The following is a 23,966-nucleotide window of genomic DNA, read 5'->3' as shown; positions in this document are numbered from 1 at the left end:
TCAGGCCCCGGCCCCGCGCACGAGCCTGCGGGCCGTGCGATAGGCGTCGAGGTGCGCCAGGCCCGAAGCCTTCCAGTCGCGTCGTGAGAGGTCGGGCGACGCCGGGCGTCCCTCCGCCGTGGCGCGCCTGACCGCGTCCGTCAGCGCCCCCGGGGTGAGGGGCGCGGGGAAACGGAGGACCCATTCGTCGCCCACCTCCGCGGCGAGCGCGGCCGTCGCCTCGTTGTCGGGCACGAGCACCGGCCTATCGAGCGAGAGCGCCGTCAGCACGCTGCCCGAGTTGTGCATCTCGCGGTAGGGGAGCACGATCAGCTGCGCCTCGGTGACGAGTGCCACGAGCTCGGCATCGCTGAGCTGGCCGAGCGCCACGGCGACGCGCGGGTCGGCCGCGGCGAGCGACAGGATGCGTTCGGCCAGCTCCGGGGTGGATGGGCGCCCCCCGACACTCAGGGACAGCGTCGCGTCGTCGACGCCGGCGAAGACCTCGATCAGGTCGTCGACCGCCTTGTAGCGACGGATCAGCCCGAAGTAGCCGATCCGCCCGGGCACCGCCGCCTGGCGCGGATGGCGCGCGAACCAGTCGCGGTAGTCGCCGTGGAGGATCGTGACCGAGGCGGAGCCGTCTGTCGCGGGAGTCGCCGGATTGAGGTTGATCCGCAGCGTCGTCCGGCGATCGAACCACCGGAGCAGCACCACCTCACGCCGGGTGATGCCCTGCGGGATCTCGAGGTTGTGCATCGTGCGGACGATCGGGATGCGGGCGATGCGGAGCCGGAGCACGAGCGCGATCGTGAGCGCCTGCCGGACGAGCTTCTTGAGGGGCGAGTGGCCGGACACGAGGATCTCTGGCCAGTGCGCGTGGAAAACGTCGTAGCGGCCGAGCAGCGCGCGCCGCCACGTGAACGTGCGGACCTCGATGCCGGGAGTGGCGGCCAGTGCATCGCGCAGCATCGCGGTGTACGCGTTCGTGTCGGGGCGAGGCTCGGGAAACGACTGCTGCACGACGAGCCGATCGCTTCCCCTCATGAGCGATCAGACTAGCCCACGCGCCGCTGGCAGCGTCTTTTCCGCGCCGCCCCCAGAATGGGTGAGGAAACCTCGTTTTTCACAGGGATTCGCACTATGATTCAGGCACGCAAGCGCTCGCCCGACCCGAGACGATCACGCTGCCCGAGCATTCCCGAGGACGGACCCGTGCCGAAAGAGCACCCGGTGCTGCACCACGAGCACGTGCGCCTGTACGACCAGGTGCGCACGGCTCATCTCGAGCGCGCCCACGTGTTGGAGCCCGCAGCCATCGTCTACCGCAGCAGACGGTACGACTTCGACCAGGACTTCGCGACGGGGCTCGAACTCGTCGAGGCCGGCCCCCTGAGCGCCTTCCGGCTGTTCCTCCGATCACCGGTGACCGTCCTCGAGATCAACGAGCCCCTCTACCTGCCCGGCCTCCCCAGCACGGCCCTAGCGCTGGTGGCCACCGGCCTGCGGAGTGTCGTGACCCGCACGCGCCCGCTCGTGGTCACGTACGCGATCGAGGACCTCAGCCCCTTCGCCGCACGACCCCCGCGACTGCGCACCCGGCTGCGCCGCAAGGCCGAACGGATGCTCGCCCGAGCGGTCTGGGCCCGCAGCGATCGCGTCGTGTTCGGCACGAGCGCCGCGCTCGAGCTCTACAGGAACGTACTGGGTGCGCCCTGGCACGCCGACACCAGCCTCATCGAAGCGCTCCCGTCCCCCTGCGACTGCGAGGAGCCGGCCGAGAGCCGCGATCCGCTCCACGTCCTGTTCGTCGGCGCCTTCACCGAGCGCAAGGGGTTCGACCGCCTGCTCGAGGCCTGGCCGCTGGTGCGGGATGCGCGCCCCGGAAGCCGCCTTTCGCTGGTGGGGCAGGGGCCGATGCTGCCGGATGCGCTGACGGCGACCGCTGCGGACCCGTCGATCACCGTCCTGACCGACCCACCCCGGCCCGTCATCCACAGCACCATGCGAACGGCGCACGTCCTGGTCCTCCCGTCGGTGCGGCTGCCGCGCTGGCGCGAACAGATCGGGCTTCCGATCGTCGAAGGCCTGGCGCACGGCTGCGAGATCGTGACCACGACCGAGACGGGGATCGCGGACTGGCTGGCCGACAATGGGCATCGCACGCTCGGCCCGGGATGGACCCCCGCCGACCTCGCCGGCGCGATCGTGGAGGCGATCGACGCATCCCGCGACCCGGAGGCGATCCTCGCGGACCTGCCCGCGGTGGACGGGCGGATCGCGGCTGATCGCTGGCTCTTCCCCAGCGAGGAGACGTCCGGCACGCCCCGCGCCGACGCAGCGCCGGTCCATGCGGAGCCACTGCCATGAGTGGCCGTCGCCTCTTCAGGCGCGGCGGGATGATCCACCTCGTCGGCTCCACGGCCGCAGTAAAAGTCGTGGTGATGGGAATCTCCGGGCTGATCGGAATCTTCAACGCGCGCCTCATCATCCAGAACTTCGGCACCGACGCCTACGCGCAGTACGGGCTGCTCGCCGCGCTGCCCGCACTCCTGCCATTCGCCGACCTGGGCATCGCCGCCGTCGTGATCAACGCCGTCGCCGGATCGCGGGAGCCACGAAGCGACGAATACGTGCAGCGCGCGATCCTCACGGCCTTCCGCATCCTGATCGCATCCGGGGCCATCATCATCGGGATCGGCATCGTCATCTCCGTGGGCGGCTGGTGGCCACTGCTGCTCGGCCAGGGTCTGATGCCGAACGGGGGCAGCCTTGCGGCGTTCCTCTGCCTGGCCACCTTCGGTCTCGTGCTGCCGCTGACCATCGGGTCGCGCATCCTCATCGGCCTCGGCCGCACCTCCACGCAGGTGGCGAGCCAGGCGATCGTCGCCCCGATCATGTTCCTGTCGCTCGCGACCCTCGTCGCGGTCGGAGCGCCCGCTGGAAGCCTGATCGCCGTCCTCTCCTACATCGCGAACGGCGCGGCATCCCTGCTGTGCCTCATCGTCGCGGCCCGCCTCCTGCGCCCCCAGGTGACGCAGGCGCTGCGTCAGGTTCCCCACATCCGCAGGTCCCCCGGGGTGCCTGCCATCGGTGTCGCGTGGCCCATGCTGGTGCAGATGATCGCGCTCCCGATCGCGATGCAGACCGATCGCCTGCTGCTCAGCCACCTCACGCACGGCACCGAGCTCGCCCAGTACAACCTCGCATCGCAGCTCTTCGGTCTGGTGCTGGCGACCATCGCCGCCGCCGGTCTCGCCTTCTGGCCGATCTACGCGAAGGCGCGCGCCGAGAAGCGCGTCGAGTCGCCATTGCTCCCCACCATCTGGTTCGCCGCCGGCGGCCTCGCCCTCAGCCTGGTGCTCGCAGCACTGGCGCCGTGGATCACCCACTTCATCGCGGGCGGTCAGCTCACCCTCGACCCGTGGCTGGTCGGCGGCTTCGTGGCGTTCGTCGCCCTTCAGGCGGCGAAGTATCCCGCGGGGATGTACCTCACCGACAAGCGCGGGCTCACGTTCCAGGTGTGGCCGATCCTCGTGAGCGTTCCGATCAATCTCGCACTCTCGTGGTGGCTCATCACCCCCTTCGGAGCGGGCGGCCCGATCATCGGATCAGCGATCAGCGTCCTGCTGTGCCAGGCCATCCCGAACTTCTGGTACGTGCAACGCGACCTCGCCCGCCGACGTGAAGATCAGCGGAGCGAGGTCGCGCAAGGGCACGAGGTCTACCAGGCGCCGAGGTGAACCTCTCCTGTCGGCCGGCCCGTCGCCTGTGCGACGGTCGCAGGGATCGCTTGAGCGATCGAGGCGGGCTGGCCCTGGCCGGAAGCACCCTGGACCAGGACGCTGTGCGCTTCCTGTCCCGTGGCCGCCGTGAACGGAGCGAGGGTGTTGTAGACCGAGGGGTTTCCCGGTCCGTTCGACCACGTGGCGAACCACGTCGGAGCCGTGGCGCTCGGCCGCGCGTAGACGTTGTGGTCGGAGTTGATCCTCATCTGCGCGCCCGAGAGAAGGTGCGCAGCGTCCGCGTTGCAGAACAGGCAGTTGGCCGTCGGTGCGGACATCACGTTGTTCCTGACGGTGACCGGGCCAGTGATCCAGGTCATCGTCGGGTCGGGGAATGCCTGCCTCGGGTCATGACCGGCGTCATTCGGGTTGGAGGCCCGACGGGAGTCAGCCCCGATCTCGAGGTTCTTCGCGTTACCGGTCAGCGTGTTGTTCCAGATGTTCACGTCGCTGACGTTGTCGATCTTGATGCCGTCGTTGCCGTTGCCGGTCGCGACGTTGTTCGCGATGAGCGTCTTCGCGGAGATCTCGAGCACGATGCCGTTCTTGTCGTTGCCGACGGTGTCGTTGTTCGTGATCGTCGTGTTGTACGTCGACTCGTCCATCCAGATGCCCTGGCCGAAGTTGCGCAGTGCGGCACTGTTCGTCACCGTCACGCCGCGTGACCGGGTCACCTTGATTCCACCCGAGACGGGCGAGGAGTTGAAGTGCTCGGCGTTGTTGCCCGCGACGAGCAGACCGGACACGTACAGGTTGTCCGCGGAGTTCGCCTGGACACCCAGCAGCCCGTTGCGGGCCGAGGTGACGTTGCGCAGGGTGACGTTCGATCCACCGATCGACATGCCCCCGGTCGCGTTGTCGAGGATCGCGACGTTCTCGACCGTGAAGTTGCCCTTCCAGTCGGTCACCGCGCCCATGTCGGGAACGGACGGCGCGTAGCCCTTGACTCCGAAGCCACGGAGCGTCACTCCGGCGCTTCCGATGCTGATCGCCTTGACCAGCGAGCTGGCGCGCACCGACTTGCCGGCGGGGTTGGTCCCCGTGTAGAGCGTGTGCGCTGCGGTGTCGTAGTAGAAGGTTCCCGCGGCCACCTGGCTGCGGCCGGCCACCTGCTGCTGGGCGACTCCGCCGATCCAGAGCTGGTCGGGGTGCGCGGCCATCGGGTACGCCGGGTTGATCCACTGCCAGTTGGCGACGGTGCTGTCCGGCGCGCCACGGCTGAACGTGGGGCTCGAATCGAACACGTGGTTCCAGCCGGTCGCGGCCCAGGCGGCGCCGGACTGCTGCCAGTTGCTGACCGCCTCGGTGCCGTCGAGCCAGACGGCCTCGTGCGGGTATGCCTGCACGGTGAGCTGCTTGCTGATGGTCACCGACTCGTGGTAGCTGCCGGCGCGAAGCACGACCGTGCCACCGGCGGGTGCCTTGTCGACCGCGTGCTGGAGGGTCTTGTACGGCGAGGACTGGCTTCCGTTCCCGGTGGTGTCCGATCCGCTCGGTGCGGCGAAGACCGCTCCTGCCGGAACGGCGTAGCTCGTCGAACCGATCGCCGCGGCTCCGGTCGCCTTGCGCGTGCCTGCCATGTTGATCGAGGGGTCGCCCGCAGTCGGCACAGTCGGCGTGGCCGGCGGCGTGACGGGCTGTGTCGGGGTGACGGGCGTCGTCGGGGCGGCCGGGGTCGTCGGGGCCGGGGTCGGGGTGGGCTTCGGCGTCGGCGTAGTCGTCGCCGGCGGCGTCGGCGTACCTGCGGCCACCTGCTTCAGCGAGTAGGCCGTGACGTTGTCGAAGGACACGGGAACCGCGCTGCTCTTCGCCGATACGTAGGTCCAGAGTCCGACTGCGCCGGAGCCGGCCAGTCGGCTCGCGCTCGAATCGGTTGCCGTCAGCTGCCAGGCCGGCGTGGCCTGCGAGGCGAACCAGGCCTTGGCGCTGGCGTCCACAGTGCTGGTGCCGGTCACGCGGAAGTCGATCGTGACCTTCTGGCCTGCGGTCGCGCCCTGTGCGACGATCTTCTCGCCGGCGATCGTGGCCTGGTTGGCGGTGGAACCGTTGACGCGGATGATCGACAGGACGACCTGCGCCTTCGTGTTGACACGGAATCGCGCCTGGTAATAGGAGCCGTTGGCGCTCCGCAGCTGCACGCCGGCGAAGACGCCGTTCCCAGCGGTGGGAAGGGCCGGCACCGAGACGGTGGTCGAGACGTCGGCATCCGTCGCGGCGGCGGAGGGGAGGGATGCGCTCAGCGAGGCTCCGGGACTCGGAACGGCGGCGACGCCGACGGAACCATTGGCCGAGAAGGACTTCGGGCTCGTCACGGAGTACGCGCCGCCGATCGTGGCGGCGCCCCAGCCGTTCTGCTGGGTCCGCGTGAAGGCGTCGGAGACGATCTGCTTGTCGTTCGCGTAGGCGGGGGCCGCTGTCGCAGCGAGGGCCGGGAGGCCGAGGGCGGCGAGCGCGACGACCGTCGTACCGGCAGCTATGCCGATTCCGAGTTTGCGCGATTTCTTAGAACGATGAGTGGGGGTCGGGGGTAGGCGGTGAGCGGGCTGACGTGCCATATGCGTGTCTGTCCAATGCTGTCGTCGTATCGGGGGGTGACAGTAGGAGGTGAGACCAAAACAACTACTGAATTTCTGCAGGCGACGCTAGCAGAGGTTCAGGTTATGACGCGAACTCAAACTAATTAGTTTATCGAATGTCAAGGGATTCTCAATAACGATTCCGCCCCCAATTCGGGGGCAGTGCCATCACGAAAACCGCTGGTAACCAGTGATTCGGTTAATTGTTACCTGACGCACAGTATTTCGCGTCCCCCTATCAGAGGGGCGTTCCGCCGCGCCGATGTCCACGCCGAAACTCTCAGGCTGCTCGCAGTTTGGAATGGCTCGCGCGCAGCCGCGTCGGCCAGAATAGCGGGATGCCCGACTCGAGCTTTCACATCCTGGTGGTGTGCACCGGCAACATCTGCCGATCGCCGGCGGCAGCCGCTCTGCTGCACGCGAAGCTCGCCGCCGACACGCGCTTCGCGACGGGCTCGGCGGGGACGCGCGCGATGACCGGCTCGACGATCTCTGCGCCGATGGGCGCGCTGCTTCTGGAGCGCGGCATCCGCAGTGGGGGTTTCGTGGCCCGGCAGGCGACGCCTGCGTTGCTCGCTGCGTCGGATCTCATCCTCACGGCCACGCGCGAGCAGCGCGCCTGGGTGACCACGCACGAACCCCGCGCTCTGCGCCGCGCCTTCACGCTGGCCGAGTTCGCCGAGGCCGCGGCCGGGCATCCCGATCCCGCGTCCCTCACTGCGCGAGAGCTCGTCGCGTGGGTGGCGCACCACCGGCCGAGCGCGCTGGCGGCGAGTCGCGGATCCGTGACACGACGCGGACACGCCGAGGGCGACATCCCCGACCCCTACGGCCGCGGCGACGCCGCCTATGCCGCTTCCCTGGCTCGGATCGCACCCCTCACGGCCGCAATTTCGCAGGTACTCCTCACGACGAGATGACCGGTTGCCTCCTAAGGGGTGACAAATTCTCACTTAAGTACCAGAATAGGTGAGGAAATCTCAACCGGGAAGGTGGGCCCGTGACCCGACGAGTCGGCTATGCGGCAGGAGCGTTCGATCTGTTCCACATCGGACACCTCAACATCCTCAAACACGCGAAGAGCGAGTGCGATTACCTGATCGCCGGCGTCGTCTCCGACGAGATGCTGCGCCTCACCAAAGGCATCGACCCCGTGGTACCGCTCGCCGAGCGCCTGGCGATCGTCAGCAGCATCGATTTCGTCGACGAGGCGATCGCCGAGACGGTGCCCGACAAACTCGAGACGTGGCGCGCGCTCCGCTTCGACGTCTTCTTCAAGGGTGACGACTGGCGCGGAACGGAGAAGGGGATGCGGCTCGAACGCGAATTCGCGGCCGTCGGCGTCGAGGTCGTGTACTTTCCGTACACGATGACCACCTCGAGCACGGTCCTGCGTCGTGCCATCGACGCTCTCGCTTCGACGGCGTCGCCGCGCTCCGCGCAGGCCTGACCCCGGGCGCCCGCCGCGCCCCACCCCTCCCTCGACCCCTTCAAGGGCCTCCGCAGTCGAGTTTGTCTCATTTTCTATGGACGGCCGCGACAGTGCGGCGGTACATTGAGGGGTGGCTGCCACCCGAAAGCCCGAAAACCCACGCGTGCCGCGCGCGCTCGTGGCCGCGCTGACGCTGACCGCAGGCGCTGTGCTCGGTTTCGGCGGGAGCCTTCCGGCGATCGCCCAGTCGTCGACCGGACTCCGCCCGGCCGCCGTCGCCGCGCCCCTGCCGTCCGGAACCTACTGCCAGGGTCCGCAGGCCACTCAGCCCGCATCCGGACCGACGAAAGTCATGGTGATCGATCTCGAGAACGAATCGTCGTCGGCGATCAGCGGGTCACCGGACGCACCGTTCGAGAACGGGACACTGGCCCGGCAGTGCGGGAACTTCTCGGCGACTGCCATGCACAGCACCACCCACCCGTCCGAAGGGAACTACTTCGCCGAAGTCTCCGGCCTCAACCCGGCGATCAACGCGGGCGCAGACGCGCAGGCCCGGTTCGGGCTCTCCGACTGTCCACCCGACGCGACCTGGCCGGTCTGCAGCACCTACGGCAGCGGTCACTTCCCCAGCACCACGCCGTCCCTCTTCTCCCAGGTCGAACAGACCATCGGGACCGCCGGCTGGAAGACCTACGCCGACGACATGCCGTCCGCCTGCTCCAAGAACGACGGCGGCGTCTACGCTCGCACCGCATCCACGACCTATTCGAAGTACGTGACCAAGCACAACCCGGGCGTGTTCTGGGACGGGATCGCGTGCGCTGCCAACGACATCCCCTCCGGTGACTGGCCCAACCAGCAGGGCACCCTGTACTCGGATGTGGCGGGCGGGAGCCTTCCCGCATTCAGCTTCGTCGTGCCGAACGAGATCGAGAACGGGCACGACCCGGTCGCGGTCGGAGGTGTGACGATCGCGGGAGGCCACAGTCAGATCGCGAACATCGACAACTACCTCGCGAGCTTCCTGTCGATGATCCAGAGCGGCTCCGACTACCAGAGCGGCAACCTCGTCGTGATGGTCACGTTCGATGAGGGCACGATCGTCGGGAACATCCCCGGCGAGGGCACAGTCGGCGAGAACTGCGCCGACCCGAACATCAGTGCGCTGGCCACGTCGTGCCAGGTGCAGACCTGGATCATGGGGCGCTATGTTCCGAGCTACACGTACGGGTCGTACATGAACCAGTTCGGCCTGCTCGCGGCGACCGAGCGCATCCTCGGGCTACCGGCCCTCCTCGGGCACGCAGCGGACTCCTCGACGCCGGACATCGTGAACGGCACCACCGCGAATCCGAACCCGTTCAACCTGATGCCGAACGGGGCTCCGCCGCCTCCGACCGTTCCAGGAGCGCCGAGCGGCATCGTCGTCACCGCAGGGAACGGACAGCTCGGCCTGTCCTGGACGGCCCCGGGCTCGACGGGCGGCTCGCCGATCACGGACTACGTCGTCCAGGATCGAGTGACCGGCCAGAGCACCTGGCAGACCGTGCCCGACCAGAACTCGAACGCGACGACGGCGACGATCACCGGTCTCACGAACGGAACGGGCTACGACGTCCAGGTCAGTGCGGTGAACTCCGTCGGCACGGGCGCGCCCAGCGCCGTCGCGACCGGCACACCGACGGCCGGAACGGGTCCGCCACCCGAGCTGTTGCCGGATCCTGGGTTTGAGGCCGGGATGGGCGGCTGGAAACCGTTCATCATCGGCAACTTCGCCACCGTGTCGACGCCGGTGCACTCGGGCACCCACGCCCTCCAGATCACCTCGTCCAGCGCCACCTACAACCAGGTCGGCATGACCCAGAACACCGTCGTCGCCAACAGCGTCGCCGGCAAAAGCTACACCGCCTCCTGCTGGGTCCTCGCCTCCAACGCGAACCTCAACATGAAGATCCAGTTCATCGAGTACAACCAGGCCTTCACCGCGCACACCCTGCTCCAGTCGACCCTCATCAGCAAACTCACCCCCGGCGTGTGGACCCAGATCTCCGTCAGCTCGACCGCCCTCGCCAACGGCGAACGGATGATCCCCCAGATCTACTCCGCCAACCAGACCTCCGCCAGCGGCACCATCATCTACGACGACTGCTCCGTCACCGCCGGCGTGACCGCGCCTCCCGTCGTCCCGCCCAGTGCGCCCACCGCGGTCACCGCGGTCGGCGGCAACGGGACCGCGACGGTCTCGTTCGGCGCACCGGCCTCGAACGGAGGCGCACCGGTCACCGGCTACACGGTCACCGCCAGCCCGGGTGGTGCATCGGTCAACACCACCGCGAGCCCCGCTGTGTTGACCGGCCTGACGAACGGGACCGCGTACACGTTCACTGCGACGGCGACCAACAGCGCTGGGGTCGGGACCGCCTCCGCCGCGAGCAACAGCGTGACGCCGGCCGGTCCGCCCGGGACTCCCACGGCTCTCACCGCCACCGGCGGCGAGAGCTCGGTCGCCCTCACGTGGACCGCCCCCTCGGCGAACGGATCGCCGATCACGAACTACGTCGTGCAGTACAGCCTGTCCGGGGCGGCCGACTGGACGACATTCCCGACGCCCGCGACGCCCGCGACCAGCGCGACGGTGACGGGATTGACGGACGGCACGAGCTACGACTTCCAAGTGTCGGCCGTCAATGCGCAGGGCACCGGTGTGCCGTCCGCGCTCGCGGCCGCCACCCCCGCGCCGACCGCTCCCGGGGCGCCGACCATCGGTACGGCGACCGCCGGGGACGGCACCGCGTCCGTCACGTTCACTCCTCCGTCGTCGACCGGGGGCGCCCCCATCCAGCAGTACACGGTCACGTCGGCACCGGGCGGGATCACGGCGACCGGTACCGCAAGCCCGATCGTCGTGAGCGGGCTGACGAACGGGACGAGCTATACCCTCACCGTCACCGCGACGAACAGTGCCGGAACGAGCGCACCATCTGCCGCATCCAACACTGTCGTGCCGGCGCCGGTCATCGTGCCGGTCGCTCCGTCGGCGCCGCAGAACGTCACCGCCACCGGTGGGACCGGGATGGCCGTGGTCTCCTTCACGCCGCCGGCCAGTGACGGAGGCGCCCCGATCACGGGCTACACCGTCACCTCGAGCCCCGGAGGGTTCAGCGCCACCGGGCCGTCAAGTCCGCTGATGGTGATCGGACTGACCAACGGGACGACCTACACCTTCACCGTCACTGCGACCAACAGCGCCGGGACGAGCGCGCCGTCAGCACCGTCGGCTCCGGTCTCCGCAAAGCAGGAGCTGTTGCCGGATCCCGGTTTCGAGGCCGGGATGGGCGGCTGGAAACCGTTCATCATCGGCAACTTCGCCACCGTGTCGACGCCGGTGCACTCGGGCACCCACGCCCTCCAGATCACCTCGTCCAGCGCCACCTACAACCAGGTCGGCATGACCCAGAACACCGTCGTCGCCAACAGCGTCGCCGGCAAAAGCTACACCGCCTCCTGCTGGGTCCTCGCCTCCAACGCGAACCTCAACATGAAGATCCAGTTCATCGAGTACAACCAGGCCTTCACCGCGCACACCCTGCTCCAGTCGACCCTCATCAGCAAACTCACCCCCGGCGTGTGGACCCAGATCTCCGTCAGCTCGACCGCCCTCGCCAACGGCGAACGGATGATCCCCCAGATCTACTCCGCCAACCAGACCTCCGCCAGCGGCACCGTCACCTACGACGACTGCTCCGTCTTCGCAGGCTGAGCGGGCGGTCAGTCCACGACGACCACCCCGCCGGCGACCACCAGCGCGCGTGCCGGCGCCTCGACGAGCGCCTCCTGCACGGTCGCCGCATCGACCAGCACGACATCCGCCACCGCCCCGACCACGAGGTCCTGAACCGGTCGCCCGACGAACCCGGCGGCCGAGCTGCTCGCGATCCGCACCGCGGCCTCCAGGTCTCCGTCGCGCCGCCACCCGGCGAGCTGCGCCAGCCGCGTCGCGAGCCGCAGCATGTCGCCGTCACCGTACGGCCCCCACAGGTCGCGGATGCCGTCGGTTCCGAGACCGACGGGCACGCCCGCATCCCGCAACCCGGTCAGCGGGAGTCGCGGCGCGTTCACCGGCGCGACCGTCGTGATCGTGATCCCGGCACCCGCGACCGCCTCGATCAACGCCCTTTGCCGGGCGGGCGCCACGTCGCCGATCGCGAAACCGTGGGCGATGTTCACGCGGCCCGCCAGCCCGAGCGCCCGCGTGCGCTCGACGATCAGCTCGAACTGGAAGGCCCCGAGCTCTCCACCGTCGTGCAGGTGGATGTCGAGGCCCACCCCGCGCCGGTCGGCGATCCCGAAGAGCGCGTTGAGCTGACCGACGGGGTCGCGGTCGATGGATGCGGGATCGAGGCCGCCGACGTGGTCCGCGCCTTCCGCCGCCGCGCGGTCGAGCAGGTCCAGCACGCCGGGACGCCGGAGCACGCCGTCCTGCGGGAACGCGACGATCTCCAGCCCGAGCGGCAGGCCCATCCCCGCGACCGCATCTCGCACGCACTGGATGCCGTCGAGCCCGACCCCGAGGTCGACATCGACATGCGAGCGGAACGCCGTGGTTCCCTGCGCGACCATCTTCCGCAGGATCGCGGTGGTCCGCTCGCGGCTCGGGATGCCCAGCTCGTCCCGGTGCGCCCGCTCGTGGTCGATGCGCCCCTGCGTCGTCGCCTCGCCGCCGTACGACACCCACGGGAGGCCCAGCCAGCTCTTGTCGAGGTGCGCGTGCGCGTTGATGAAGCCGGGGAGCGCGAGGAGCCCGCGGCCGTCGAGAAATTCGGTGTCCGGTGCGCCGGTGAACGCGCGCGGATCGTCATCGTGCGGGGAGAGGGAGGTGATGCGCCCGACCGCCATGCGTACGTCGACGGCCGGACCGCCCCAGGGCCGGACGTTCCTGAGCACCGTCTCGGGCATCCGCCACCTCCTGTTCGGAACCGTCTCCACAGGAAATGCTACGGCGGCCCTACTTGTCGGCGAAGCGGTCCGTCGCCTTGATCAGCGCGTGGAGGATGCCCGGCTCGTCGAACGCGTGCCCGGCATCGTCGATCATCCGCAGGTCGGCTTCCGGCCACGCCTTGTGCAGGTCCCAGGCGGTCATCGGCGGCGTGCACACGTCGTAGCGACCCTGCACGATCACGCCCGGGATGCCCGCCAGCTTGCCGGCGTTGCGGATCAGCTGCCCTTCCTCGAACCACCCGCCGTGCGTGAAGTAGTGGTTCTCGATGCGCGCGAACGCCACCGCGTACGTCTCCTCGGTGAATTCCTCGACCAGCTCCGGCCGGGGCCGCAGGGTGATGGTCGACGACTCCCAGCGCGACCAGGCCACCGCCGCGGGGCCGTGCACGGCAGGGTCCGGATCGTTCAGCAGGCGGCTGTAGGCACGGATGAGGTGGCCGCGATCGACCACGGGCACAGGTTCCAGGAACCCCTCCCACAGGTCGGGGAAGAGTGCTGCGGCACCACCTTCGTAGAACCATTCCAGCTCGGCGACCCTCAGCGTGAAGATGCCGCGGAGGATGAGCTCGGTCACCCGCTCGGGATGGGTCTCGGCGTAGGCGAGGGCGAGCGTGCTCCCCCAGGACCCGCCGAAGACCTGCCACTTCTCCACACCGAGCTGTTCGCGCAGGCGCTCCATATCGGCGACGAGATGCCAGGTCGTGTTCGCGCTGAGGTCCGCCTCCGGGTCGCTGGCGTGCGGCAGACTCTTGCCGCAGCCGCGCTGATCGAAGAGGAGGATGCGGTACTTCTCCGGGTCGAACAGGCGGCGCTGGTTCGGGTTGGTCCCGCCGCCCGGTCCTCCGTGCAGGAACACGACCGGCTTGCCGTCCGGGTTGCCGCTGGTCTCCCAGTACACCTGCTGCCCGTCACCGACGTCGAGAAGGCCGGAGTCGTATGGCTCGATCTCGGGATAGAAGGTTCGCATGGCCAGAGCATAGGGCCAGTCATAGGCTGGACGGATGAGCACCACACCAGTCAACGTCACCGTTACGGGAGCCGGGGGGCAGATCGGTTACGCCCTGCTGTTCCGCGCCGCATCCGGCCAGCTGCTCGGACGGGACACACCCGTCAACCTCCGCCTGCTCGAGATCCCCCAGGGCCGGGCGGCCGCCGAGGGCACGGCGCTCGAACTCGAGGACGGGGCTTTTCCGCTCGTCCACAGCGTGACCGTGACCGAAGACGCGCGGACGGCCTTCGACGCTGTGAACATCGCACTGCTGGTCGGTGCCAGACCCCGCAGCGCCGGCATGGAACGCGCGGACCTCCTGGAGGCCAACGGGCGCATCTTCGGTCCGCAGGGCGAGGCGATCAACGCGGGCGCCGCATCCGACGTCCGCGTGCTGGTCGTGGGCAACCCGGCCAACACGAACGCGCTCATCGCCAGCGCGCACGCCCCCGACGTCCCGGCGTCGCGGTTCACGGCGATGACGCGGCTCGACCACAACCGGGCGGTCGCACAGCTGGCGGCCAAGCTCCAGGTGCGGGTCTCCGCCATCGACGGCGTGATCATATGGGGCAACCACTCGGCCAGCCAGTATCCGGACATCAGCCACGCGACGGTGAACGGGGAGCCGGTGACCGACCTCGTCGACGAGGCCTGGCTGGCGAACGAGTTCATCCCGCGGGTCGCGAAACGCGGTGCGGAGATCATCGAGGTGCGCGGGTCCTCGAGCGCGGCCTCGGCGGCGAGCGCGGCGATCGACCACGTGCACGACTGGGTCAACGGAACGGGCGAGCGCTGGACCTCGGCCGGAGTCGTCTCCGACGGCTCGTACGGGGTGCCCGAGGGACTGATCTCGTCGTACCCGGTGCGGTCGGCCGGCGGCGAGTGGGAGATCGTGCCCGGCCTCGGGATCGACGCGTTCTCGCGGGGCCGCATCGACGCATCCGTCGCCGAGCTCGTGGAGGAGCGCGAGGCGGTGCGCGCCCTCGGCCTCATCTGACAGCGCGTCTGAGTCGGCGCACACGTACTGAACAGGCGCACAGGTTGCATCCTGTGCGCCTGTTCAGAACATGGGCCTAACGCGCACCCGCTAGCGCTTCTTCGTCTTGAGCGACTTCTCCTCGACGGGCGCGTCGCCGGATGCGCGCAGCTCCGCGTAGTACGCCCGCGCCTCGTCCTGGCGCTCGGCCTCCGCCCCGCTCGCGATCTTCGCACGCACCAGCTCCGGCCCGTAGCCGAACGCGTCGACGAGGTCGACGGCGTGCGGGCGGATGCGCGTGATCAGCCGGTCGATGTAGGCGGTCACCGCCTGGGCCCGCTGCGGCGCCAACCGGCCGTGGATGACGTACCAGGCGAGGTGCTTCTCGATCAGCCCGAACCCGAACAGGTCGCGCAGCCAGGTGAGCACCTGCCGCGTGCCGGAGTCGGGTGCCTGCTCGAGAGCATCCGTGAACGCCTCCCACTGGAGAAGCTCGGCATGGGCGCGCGCGGCTTCGATCAGCTCGTTCTGCTGCGAATTGAACAGGTCGGCCGCGGCCTTCTTCGGCAGTTTGTCCGCCGAACGCAGGCGCCCCGCGATCTCTGAGACCATGGTCGCCACCCGGCCGGTGAGCAGTTCGCGCTGGGTGGCCGGCTCCTGCAGCCAGTTGACCGAGCGTGCGGTCGAGCCGAAGTCCTTCACCGTCTGGGCCACGCTGCGCAGGCCAGTGCCGTGGTAGGCGCGACCGGCGGCCTGGGTCACGACGTACCGGGCGAGCGCACCGGCGTCCGCCTTGGCGAACTTGCGGCTGAAGTCGGTGAGGAGCCGCTTCGCGACGAGCTGGAGCAGGACGTTGTTGTCGCCTTCGAAGGTGACGTACACGTCGAGGTCCGAGCGCAGCGAGGTGAGCCGGTTCTCGGTCAGGAAGCCTGCACCGCCGCAGGCCTCGCGGCACTCCTGCAGGGTGTCGAGGGCGTGCCATGTCGAGAGCGGCTTCAGCGCGGCCGCGATGGTCTCGAGGTCCTGGCGGTCGGCATCCGTGTCCGCTCGCCCGCTGAACACGTCGTCGAACTTCTGCAGGAACACCTCGTGTGCGAAGCTCGCGGCGTACGTCGTCGCCAGCAGCGGGAAGAGCCGGCGCTGGTGCCTCTGGTAGTCGAGGATGACCTCTTCGTCGGTGTCGCTGCCTGCCGTGAACTGGCGGCGCTGGCTGCCGTAGGTGATCGCGATCTTGAGGCCGATCTTCGCCGCGGCCACAGCCGACCCGTCGAGCGACACACGCCCCTGCACCAGGGTGCCGAGCATGGTGAAGAACCGGCGCCCCGGGCTGTCGATGGACGACGTGTACGTGCCGTCCTCGGCGACGTCGCCGTACTTGTTGAGCAGGTCGGTGCGGGGGATGCGCACGCCGCTGAAGTGGAGCCGGCCGTTGTCGATGCCGTTCAGGCCGCCCTTGAGGCCGTCGTCCTCACCGCCGATGCCCGGCAGGAACTCGCCGTCGGCGTCGCGGATCGGCACGTAGAACGCGTGCACGCCATGGGTGACGCCCTTCGTGATCAGCTGCGCGAACACCACGGCGGCCCTGCCGTCGTTGGCCGCATTGCCGAGGTAGTCCTTCCAGGCAGCGCGGAACGGGGTGTTGATGACGAACTCCTGCGTCTCCGGGTCGTAGGTCGCCGTCGTGCCGACACTCGCGACATCCGATCCGTGACCGGTCTCCGTCATCGCGAACGCGCCGGGCACCTCGAGGCTCATGATGCCGGGCAGGTACTTCTTGTGGTGGTACTCGGTGCCGAGCTGCATGACGGCGGAACCGAACAGGCCCCACTGCACCCCGGACTTGATCTGGAGCGACGGGTCGGCCGCGACCAGCTCCTCGAAGCCGGCGATGTTACCGCCATTGTCCTCCCGGCCACCGACGCTCTTCGGGAACGCGCGGTGCACCTGCCCGTTCTCGACCAGGAGCTTCAGCTGCTCGAAGGTGCGCGCCCGCTGGTCTGCGAGGCTGAGCCCTTCGACCTTCTGCATCTCGGGGCGGCTGGCGAGCGCTCGCGACGACAGACGGGCCTCCGCCCAGGTGCCGAGCAGCTGGCGTCCGAGCTTCTCGACGTCGACGCGCGTGGCCGCCGATCCGATCTGTTCCGGGGTGGTACTGGCAGCGGGTTCGATGCCGGCGTCGGCCTTGGCGGGGGTGCGCGTGATGGTGTCAACCATGAGTTCCTCTTCGGTCTCGAGCAGTCTTCGTCCACCGTATGTCGGGGCTCGTCCAACGCGAAGTCGTCGGTGCACCGCCTACAAAACGGGTGCGGATGCTCGCCGACAGCACTGTGGGAAAGCCACAGTTGTGCCACCCGATCCTCTGCTTGACTCCACAAAGGCGCGAGGTCGATACGGCTCGCGGCCCTCGGGTGAGCACCCGGATGCAGCGAAAGGTGCGAGAAGTGGCATTCCGAACGTTCGGAGACCACATCTCGCACCCTTCGGGGGCGCCGCGTCGGGCGGGAGCTGCGCTGTTAGGCGGCTCGCCGCGTGCGCAGGGACTCGCTGTGGGCGACTGCCGCCCGTGCAGCCTTCGCCGCCCGCGCCTTCGCTGCTCCCTTGAGCTCCATCACCGCGCCGGGTGCGACCAGCTGGTCGCGCTCGACGCGGACGCCGTTGCCGACCATCGCATCCGCGCCGATCTTGGTGTTGCTTCCGATGCGGACGCCGCTGCCGACGACGCATCCTTCGCCGATGTGCACGTTCGATCCCACGAATGTGCGGTCACCGACGGTCGCTCCTTTGTCGATCCAGCTGCCAGCGCCGATCCAGCTGTCGAGGCCGACACGCGCGTGCGCTTCCACGTACGCGGTCGCGTCGACGAAAGCCGACTCGGCAACGCGTGCCGACGGCGAGACGAGGCCGCGCCCGTTGGCGTGCCTCTTGTACTTGATGATGGCGCCGGTCTCATCCTCGAGCTCTTCGATCATTCGTGCCATGCCATCCTCCTTCGAGTTCGAGACGATCTACTACAACGTGGTAAACACACGTTGACCCTTTAAGATTCCCTGATCCGGCTGTGGTTCGCTTGCTCGTCGGCTGCGAGTTGCTTGGGTGCGCGGATGGCGCGTCGGTGGTGACTGGGATACTCGGGTGAAGACACATTCAGTACTCGCGGAACCGACACGGCGCAAGGGGGCGGCATGGATGAGCGGGAGATCCTGTACGTGGACACCGTCGCCGAATGGGCGGCCTGGCTCGATGCGCACCACGCCGACACCGACGGCGTCCGCCTCGCCATCCTGAAGAAGAGCGCCGGCGGAACGGCGGCCTACGGCGAGTTCCTCGACGTGGCGCTCTGCTACGGCTGGATCGACGGACGCCGCAATTCACTGGACGACAGCCGCTTCCTGCAGCTGTTCACGCCGCGCACGAAGACGAGCATCTGGTCGGTGCGCAACCGCGAGCACGTCGACCGGTTGACGGAGACCGGAGCGATGAAGGCCGCCGGACTGGCCGAGGTCGAGCGGGCGAAAGCAGACGGGCGCTGGGAGTCGGCGTACGCACCGCAATCGACCGCGGACATCCCCGACGACCTTGCGGCCGCGCTGGCGACGAACCCCGAGGCGGCGGCCTTCTTCGCCACCCTGTCGAGCCAGAACCGCTACTCGATCCTGTTCCGGATCATGAACGTCAAGCGCGCAGAGACGCGTGCCCGCAAGGTCGGCGAGTACGTCGACATGCTCTCCCGGCACGAGACCATCTACCCGCAGGCTGCTCCCGAGAAACGGTGAACGGTGAGGTGTGCATCCAACACGCCGTGCGTGGGGATGCGCACCTCACCGTTCGAGTTCGGTTCCGGTGGGGTTCCGGTGAGGCTAGTACCTCAGACCGTGACCGAAGGGGAACAGCGGGTCGGCCGTGTCGAAGGGGACGTCCGGACGCCTCGCGCGCACCGCATCCATCGACGACGGCAGCTCCATCGGCAGGGAACCCTGCGGCGACGCTACGCCGAACAGCACGTCGAGGACAGCCGCTGAGCTGGCGCCGAAGTCGCCGACGATCGCCGCGACGTCGTCGACGAACGGCGTGAGGATGGCGGGCCGGTCGAGGAAGACGTCCACGACGGTCGGCACGGTCGCCGCGAGAGCCCGCAGCTCGTCGACCTTCTCCTGCGGGAAGTCGAGCGATCCGGCGTGGAAGAAGTTCTCGAAGGAGGTCGCACGCTGCTCGAACGGAGCACCGATGCGCACGACGGCGAATCCGCCTCCTCAGGCGTCTCGACGACGGTCCCGTATTCACTGGCGACCGCGGCGTCGACGCCATGCAGGTAGAGCTTGATCCCGCGCGCCAGCGGCAGGACCGGCGTCCCGGCGCCTGCGACGACCCGGTTGGTCAGGAGGGTGAAGGATGCGCGCTGCGCCGCCTCCCCCGCCGCACGGAACTCCGGGTTGCCGACGACCGCCTCGGCGCGCTCGACGTCGACGAACGGCTGGTCGAACAGGCCGAGTACGAACTTCTCTCGCAGCAGGCGCCGGGCTGACTCGTCGATGCGCTCCTCGGTGACCTCGCCGCTGCGGACGAGGTCGACGAGCAGGTCGGTAAGGGATTCGCCGCCGAACTGGTCGGCGCCCGCCTCGAGGACCTTCACCATCCGCTCACGGGTCGACAAGTGCTCGACACCCCACGCGCGCGCGGGGAACGCCTGGCCCATGATGTCGGCGTCGCTGAGCAGGCCCCAGTCGGTGCAGACGATTCCGTCGAAGTGGTAGCGCTCGCGAAGCAGGCCGGTGATGACCGACTTGTTGAAGCCGAAACCGACCTCCTCGTACTCGGTTCCGATCGGCATTCCGTAGTAGGGCATGATCTGGCTGCCGCCGGCCGCGAACGCCGCCTCGAACGGCTTCAGGTGGTACTCGAAGTTGTGACCGGGGTAGACCTGTTCGCGGCCGTACTCGAAGTGCGGGTCCTCGCCGTCCTTCTGCGGGCCGCCTCCGGGGAAGTGCTTCGACATCGTGGCGACAGAATCCGGGCCCAGCTCGGAGCCCTGGAAACCGCGGATGTAGGCGGCTCCGAGCTTCGAGGTGAGTTCGGCATCCTCACCGAACGTCGCCACCTGGCGGGCCCAGCGCGACTCCGTGGCGAGGTCGATCTGCGGGTGGAGCGCGACGCGCAGGCCGACCGCGGTGTACTCCTGGCGGGCGATGTCGCCGAACTGCTCGACGAGCTTCTCGTCGCCGATCGCGGCGAGGCCGAGCGGCTCCGGCCACTGCGAGAACGGGCCGGCGAGCATCGCGGTGCCCGGGTTCTCGCTGAACGAGTGTCGCGGGTCCGTGGAGAGCGTCACCGGGATGCCGAGGCGGGTGGATGCGGCGAGCTCCTGGAGCCGGTTGTGCCATTCGGCCATCCGGGTGGCGCTGGCTGCGGCGCCGAAGACGTTGAAGTGCGTCATGTGGCGTCCCTCGACCATGTCGCTCGTCGGCGCGATGCCGAACATGGCATCGCCTTCGGAGAGCGCGCCGTCTTCGCCGATGGTGATCATCGTCTGGAAGAAGAGGCCGGCCTTCTCTTCGGGCGTCATCTGCCCGAGCAGGTTCTCCACGCGCTGCTCGACGGGAAGCGAGGCGTCGCGGAAGGTGGGGTCGACGGGGCCGATCACGGCTGCGTCGGACGTTGTGATCGTGTTCGACGACTCTGTCATGAGGTGGGTTCCTTTCCCGGGAGTCAACATCGGCTCGCCGGTAGCCTACGTCAGAAATCAACCGAGTGGTAACATTTGTCTGTCAGTGTGGCTGGAGCCGCCGTGGAGGGAGCCCCCGTGGATTCACCGGGCACGGTCGCTCGCCGGCGTCGATACGCCAACGGGCTCGCCCGCCGCGAAGCGATCCTCGACGCGGCCAATGCACTCGCCCGCGAAGTCGGGCTCAGCGGGGTCTCGTTGCGCGAGCTCGCCGTCCGGGCCGGCATCTCGCATCCGGGCCTGCTCCGGCATTTCGCGTCGACCGACGAGGTCCTGTTCGCATTGCTCGACCGGCACGAGCGCGCGAATGAAGCGTGGGTCGAGGAGGCGGGCCTTCTCGGCTCCGGAGGCCCTCTCATGTTCGTCGAACTCGCTCGCCACAACGCGAGCGTCCCCGGCTACGTGGAGCTCTTCGCGACGCTGGCCGGCGAGGCCTCGAGCCCGTCGCATCCCGCGCATGAGCGCTTCGCCCGCCGCTACGAACTGTTTCGCGAACGCGCGGCGGAGCAGGTCGCGCGCGCGGCGGATGCGGGACTGATAACCGCGGAGATCTCAGCGCGCGATGACGCAATCCGGGTCGCGGCGGCATGGGACGGCCTGCAGCTGCAGTCGCTCTATGACCCCGTGATCGAGGTTCCGGAGCTGCTCAGCGGGCATCTGGCGTGGCTGACGGGGGCTCCCCCGCCCACCTTCGAGGCGCTCGGGCGCGCGTGCGCGCTGCCCGTGGAGGGCGTCGGTGAGGTCGGTACCGAGCCGGACGCACCCGACAGTTTCGGCAGGTCGCGCGGCTACGCGGTCGGGCGCGCGCGGCGCGACGAGATCGTGGACGAGGCGATGCGCCTGTTCGCGGCCGGCGGCTTCCGCGGCACCAGCCTGCACGACATCGCGGACCGCGTCGGCATCTCGAAGGCGACGCTGCTCCACCATTTCGGCTCGAAGGACAACCTTCTCATCGCCGTGCTGCGCCGCCGGGATGAGCGCGCGCCGGGCGGCCTGCCGTCACCCGCCGTCGCTCCGCTCGATCTTGCGGCCGCGCTCACCGTGGGAGCTCGCCGGAATTCGCGCGAGCCCGGGCTCGTCGAGTTGTATTCGGTTCTGTCTGCGGAGTCGGTCGCCCCCGACCATCCGGGCCACGTGTTCTTCCGTGACCGTTTCCGCGGCGGACGGGCCTACTTCACGGCGATGTTCGCCGCATTGGAGGCGGATGGCCGGCTGCGGCCGGGCGCCGACCCCGCATTCGAGGCGACCTGGCTTCTCGCGCTCTGGGACGGCCTGCAGCTGCAGTGGCTCTACGACCCGGCCGCGGTGGATGTGGCCGCCCAGCTCGCCGGGCACCTCGAGCAGGTCATCACCGGCTGAACCGGCTGAGCGGAGTCTGCTGACGCGTCCCGGCTCAGCGCGCGGCCGCCGCCGAGCCCGCGACGACCTCCAGGAGCGCTTCGCCGTATGCTTCGCGCTTCTTGGCGCCGATGCCGGTGATGCCGTCGAGGTCGTCGAGCGTGGTCGGACGCTCGGTCGCGACGGCACGCAGGGTCGCGTCGCCGAAGACGATGTATGCAGGTACCGACTGCTCCCGCGCCTGTTCGGCGCGCCAGCTTCGAAGCGCCTCGAAGAGTTCGACGTCGTTCTCTGCGAGCTCGCCCGAAGCTGTCGCCTTGCGCACGCTGCGGGATGCGCGCTCCGGTCGTTCCGGTTCGCGACGGAGGATCACGGTGCGTTCGCCGCCCAGCACTTCTGCGCCGCCCTGGGTCAGCGCCAGCGTGCCGTACTCACCCTCGGTCTTGAGCAGCTCTTGCGCGAGGAGCTGCCGCACGACACCGCGCCACTGGCTCTCACTGAGGTCGGCTCCGATGCCCCACGTGGCGAGGGTGTCGTGGGAGAACTGCGTGACCCGAGGAGTCTGCTTGCCGCGCAGAATGTCGATGAGGTGGCCGGCGCCGTAGCGCTGATTGCGCTCGCGCTGCAGGCGAACGACCGTCGAGAGCAGCTTCTGCGCCGGGACCGTTCCGTCCCAGCTCTCGGGCGGCGTGAGGCAGGTGTCGCAGTTCCCGCACGGTTCGGAGCGCTGCCCGAAGTAGCCGAGCAGGTTGACCCGGCGGCATTGCACCGTCTCGCACAGTGCCAGCATCGCGTCGAGATGCGACGTCAGCTTGCGCCGGTGCGCCAGATCGCCGGGCGAGTCGTCGATCATCCGGCGCTGCTGGACGACGTCGTTCAGCCCGTAGGCGAGCCAGGCCGTCGACGGGAGGCCGTCACGGCCGGCACGTCCGGTCTCCTGGTAGTAGCCTTCGACCGATTTGGGCAGGTCGATGTGGGCGACGAATCGTACGTCCGGCTTATCGATGCCCATGCCGAACGCGATCGTGGCGACGACGATCACGCCGTCTTCACGCAGGAACCGCGCCTGCGTCCGCGCGCGCGTCGCGGCGTCGAGTCCGGCGTGGTACGGCACCGCCTTGAGCCCGCGTGCGCTCAGGAACTCGGCTGTGCGCTCGACGGTGTTGCGCGAGAGGCCGTAGACGATCCCCGCGTCTCCCGGGTGCTCTGCGGTGATGAAATCGAGGAGCTGCGCGCGCACCTCGGCCTTGGGCACGATGCGGTACTGGATGTTCGGGCGATCGAAGTCGGCCACGAACTGGGCGGCGTTCTGCAGCTGGAGGCGCGAGGTGATCTCGGCGTGGGTCGCTTCGGTCGCGGTCGCGGTAAGGGCGATGCGCGGCACCTCGGGCCACCGGTCGGCGAGCTCGGAGAGCGCCAGGTAGTCCGGACGGAAATCGTGGCCCCACTGCGACACACAGTGCGCTTCGTCGATCGCGAAGAGCGCGATCGTTCCACGCTCGAGAAAGCGCTTGGTCGCCTCCGACGACAGCCGCTCGGGTGCGACATAGAGGATGTCGAGCTCGCCGGAGAGGTAGGCGCGCTCGACCCTCGAGCGCTCGGCCGAATCCTGGGTCGAGTTGAGGAAGGCCGCCCGCACGCCGTTCGCGAGAAGCGCGTCGACCTGGTCCTGCATCAGTGCGATCAGCGGCGAGACGACCACGCCGGTTCCCTCGCGCACCAGGGACGGGATCTGGTAACAGAGGCTCTTGCCGCCGCCGGTGGGCATCAGCACGACCGCGTCGCCGCCGCCGATCAGCTGCTCGATGATCGCGCCCTGCTGGCCGCGGAAGCTCTCGTACCCGAAGACGGTGTGGAGCGCCTCGGCCGCCGTCGCGTACTGCGGTGGAGTCGCGCGCGCACGCGACAGCGCGGACTGCGGACCGGGACCCGAGCCCGCCACAGCGGCGCCGAAGCCCGGCTCGAAGGCAGGCTCGAAGGCAGGCTCGAATGCCGGCTCGTAGGCCGGGTCGAACGGCGGCTCGGAGGGGTCGTACGGAGGCTCGAACTCCGGCGGGGCATCACTGTCGTCGGGTTCCCACGGCAGTTCGGCGTTCCAGCTCATTGGTCGATCGTAACCGGAGCATCCGACGCCCCGGGCACCGATCCCGCGATCTGTGGATGACTGCGGAA

15 protein-coding genes and 1 pseudogene are annotated in these 23,966 nt (G+C 68.9%); 8 read left to right on the top strand and 8 right to left on the bottom strand.

What is annotated here, in order from left to right; translation table 11 throughout:
- Complete coding sequence (locus ACV7NN_RS13535; protein WP_463350095.1) at positions 1 to 1,026, bottom strand: glycosyltransferase; 1,026 nt, start codon at positions 1,024 to 1,026, stop codon at positions 1 to 3.
- 168 nt (positions 1,027 to 1,194) lie between these two features.
- Between ACV7NN_RS13535 and ACV7NN_RS13530 the strand changes: the two genes are divergently transcribed.
- Positions 1,195 to 2,349 (top strand): glycosyltransferase family 4 protein, encoded by a 1,155-nt coding sequence (locus ACV7NN_RS13530; RefSeq protein WP_463350094.1) that lies wholly within the window; start codon positions 1,195 to 1,197, stop codon positions 2,347 to 2,349.
- Positions 2,350 to 2,378: 29 nt separating this feature from the next.
- A complete protein-coding gene (locus ACV7NN_RS13525; protein ID WP_463350093.1) occupies positions 2,379 to 3,722 on the top strand; it encodes a lipopolysaccharide biosynthesis protein in 1,344 nt (447 codons plus the stop codon).
- Here the strand turns inward: ACV7NN_RS13525 and ACV7NN_RS13520 are convergent.
- Positions 3,704 to 6,319 carry a right-handed parallel beta-helix repeat-containing protein gene (locus tag ACV7NN_RS13520; RefSeq protein ID WP_463350092.1) on the bottom strand — a complete coding sequence of 872 codons (2,616 nt, stop codon included), beginning with the start codon at positions 6,317 to 6,319 and terminating at the stop codon, positions 3,704 to 3,706. The two genes, ACV7NN_RS13525 and ACV7NN_RS13520, sit on opposite strands and share 19 nt — an antisense overlap.
- A 359-nt stretch (positions 6,320 to 6,678) precedes the next feature.
- On the opposite strand from ACV7NN_RS13520, the gene ACV7NN_RS13515 reads away from it, so the two are divergent.
- The 3 genes from ACV7NN_RS13515 to ACV7NN_RS13505 all read left to right on the top strand — a co-directional run bounded on the left by ACV7NN_RS13515 (position 6,679) and on the right by ACV7NN_RS13505 (position 11,535).
- Positions 6,679 to 7,260: an arsenate reductase/protein-tyrosine-phosphatase family protein gene (locus ACV7NN_RS13515; RefSeq protein ID WP_463350091.1), complete on the top strand. Its 582-nt coding sequence runs from the start codon at positions 6,679 to 6,681 to the stop codon at positions 7,258 to 7,260.
- Positions 7,261 to 7,340: 80 nt separating this feature from the next.
- Positions 7,341 to 7,790 carry an adenylyltransferase/cytidyltransferase family protein gene (locus tag ACV7NN_RS13510; protein WP_463350090.1) on the top strand — a complete coding sequence of 150 codons (450 nt, stop codon included), beginning with the start codon at positions 7,341 to 7,343 and terminating at the stop codon, positions 7,788 to 7,790.
- Positions 7,791 to 7,902: 112 nt separating this feature from the next.
- The gene (locus tag ACV7NN_RS13505) at positions 7,903 to 11,535 is read left to right on the top strand and encodes a fibronectin type III domain-containing protein (protein WP_463350089.1); all 3,633 of its coding nucleotides are present in this window, start codon (positions 7,903 to 7,905) and stop codon (positions 11,533 to 11,535) included.
- Between the two features lie 8 nt (positions 11,536 to 11,543).
- Here the strand turns inward: ACV7NN_RS13505 and ACV7NN_RS13500 are convergent, their stop codons facing one another.
- Together ACV7NN_RS13500 and pip are read right to left on the bottom strand one after the other, a co-directional pair.
- Positions 11,544 to 12,731 carry an amidohydrolase gene (locus ACV7NN_RS13500; RefSeq protein ID WP_463350088.1) on the bottom strand — a complete coding sequence of 396 codons (1,188 nt, stop codon included), beginning with the start codon at positions 12,729 to 12,731 and terminating at the stop codon, positions 11,544 to 11,546.
- 49 nt (positions 12,732 to 12,780) lie between these two features.
- Positions 12,781 to 13,740, bottom strand: coding sequence for a prolyl aminopeptidase (gene pip, locus ACV7NN_RS13495; RefSeq protein ID WP_463350087.1), 960 nt, complete (start codon positions 13,738 to 13,740; stop codon positions 12,781 to 12,783).
- A gap of 34 nt (positions 13,741 to 13,774) precedes the next feature.
- On the opposite strand from pip, the gene ACV7NN_RS13490 reads away from it, so the two are divergent.
- Positions 13,775 to 14,758, top strand: coding sequence for a malate dehydrogenase (locus tag ACV7NN_RS13490; protein WP_463350086.1), 984 nt, complete (start codon positions 13,775 to 13,777; stop codon positions 14,756 to 14,758).
- Between the two features lie 90 nt (positions 14,759 to 14,848).
- On the opposite strand, the gene ACV7NN_RS13485 is transcribed toward ACV7NN_RS13490, so the two are convergent.
- Together ACV7NN_RS13485 and ACV7NN_RS13480 are read right to left on the bottom strand one after the other, a co-directional pair.
- Positions 14,849 to 16,951, bottom strand: coding sequence for an acyl-CoA dehydrogenase family protein (locus ACV7NN_RS13485; protein ID WP_463350085.1), 2,103 nt, complete (start codon positions 16,949 to 16,951; stop codon positions 14,849 to 14,851).
- A gap of 299 nt (positions 16,952 to 17,250) precedes the next feature.
- A complete protein-coding gene (locus tag ACV7NN_RS13480; protein ID WP_463350084.1) occupies positions 17,251 to 17,715 on the bottom strand; it encodes a DapH/DapD/GlmU-related protein in 465 nt (154 codons plus the stop codon).
- A 204-nt stretch (positions 17,716 to 17,919) separates the two neighbouring features.
- Between ACV7NN_RS13480 and ACV7NN_RS13475 the strand changes: the two genes are divergently transcribed.
- Entirely contained in the window at positions 17,920 to 18,510 is a 591-nt protein-coding gene (locus tag ACV7NN_RS13475) for a YdeI/OmpD-associated family protein (RefSeq protein ID WP_463350083.1), read from the top strand.
- An 84-nt stretch (positions 18,511 to 18,594) separates the two neighbouring features.
- On the opposite strand, the pseudogene ACV7NN_RS13470 reads toward ACV7NN_RS13475, so the two are convergent.
- A pseudogene (locus ACV7NN_RS13470) lies at positions 18,595 to 20,417 on the bottom strand (glycoside hydrolase family 3 protein).
- Between the two features lie 117 nt (positions 20,418 to 20,534).
- On the opposite strand from ACV7NN_RS13470, the gene ACV7NN_RS13465 reads away from it, so the two are divergent.
- Complete coding sequence (locus tag ACV7NN_RS13465) at positions 20,535 to 21,815, top strand: TetR/AcrR family transcriptional regulator (RefSeq protein WP_463350082.1); 1,281 nt, start codon at positions 20,535 to 20,537, stop codon at positions 21,813 to 21,815.
- A 34-nt stretch (positions 21,816 to 21,849) separates the two neighbouring features.
- On the opposite strand, the gene recQ is transcribed toward ACV7NN_RS13465, so the two are convergent.
- Positions 21,850 to 23,898 (bottom strand): DNA helicase RecQ, encoded by a 2,049-nt coding sequence (recQ, locus tag ACV7NN_RS13460; RefSeq protein WP_463350081.1) that lies wholly within the window; start codon positions 23,896 to 23,898, stop codon positions 21,850 to 21,852.
- Between the last annotated feature and the right edge of the window lie 68 nt (positions 23,899 to 23,966).

The sequence above is a fragment of the Leifsonia sp. Ger2509 genome, assembly GCF_055231915.1.
This window is presented reverse-complemented; position numbering and strand designations above follow the sequence as displayed.

Bases quoted from the DNA above. Each gene is read 5' to 3' on its own strand.
- ACV7NN_RS13535 (WP_463350095.1), bottom strand. From the start codon at position 1,026: ATGAGGGGAAGCGATCGGCTCGTCGTGCAGCAGTCGTTTCCCGAGCCT.
- ACV7NN_RS13525 (WP_463350093.1), top strand. From the start codon at position 2,379: ATGATCCACCTCGTCGGCTCCACGGCCGCAGTAAAAGTCGTGGTGATG.
- ACV7NN_RS13520 (WP_463350092.1), bottom strand. From the start codon at position 6,319: ATGGCACGTCAGCCCGCTCACCGCCTACCCCCGACCCCCACTCATCGT.
- ACV7NN_RS13515 (WP_463350091.1), top strand. From the start codon at position 6,679: ATGCCCGACTCGAGCTTTCACATCCTGGTGGTGTGCACCGGCAACATC.
- ACV7NN_RS13500 (WP_463350088.1), bottom strand. From the start codon at position 12,731: ATGCCCGAGACGGTGCTCAGGAACGTCCGGCCCTGGGGCGGTCCGGCC.
- pip (WP_463350087.1), bottom strand. From the start codon at position 13,740: ATGCGAACCTTCTATCCCGAGATCGAGCCATACGACTCCGGCCTTCTC.
- ACV7NN_RS13490 (WP_463350086.1), top strand. From the start codon at position 13,775: ATGAGCACCACACCAGTCAACGTCACCGTTACGGGAGCCGGGGGGCAG.
- ACV7NN_RS13485 (WP_463350085.1), bottom strand. From the start codon at position 16,951: ATGGTTGACACCATCACGCGCACCCCCGCCAAGGCCGACGCCGGCATC.
- ACV7NN_RS13480 (WP_463350084.1), bottom strand. From the start codon at position 17,715: ATGGCACGAATGATCGAAGAGCTCGAGGATGAGACCGGCGCCATCATC.
- ACV7NN_RS13475 (WP_463350083.1), top strand. From the start codon at position 17,920: ATGGATGAGCGGGAGATCCTGTACGTGGACACCGTCGCCGAATGGGCG.
- recQ (WP_463350081.1), bottom strand. From the start codon at position 23,898: ATGAGCTGGAACGCCGAACTGCCGTGGGAACCCGACGACAGTGATGCC.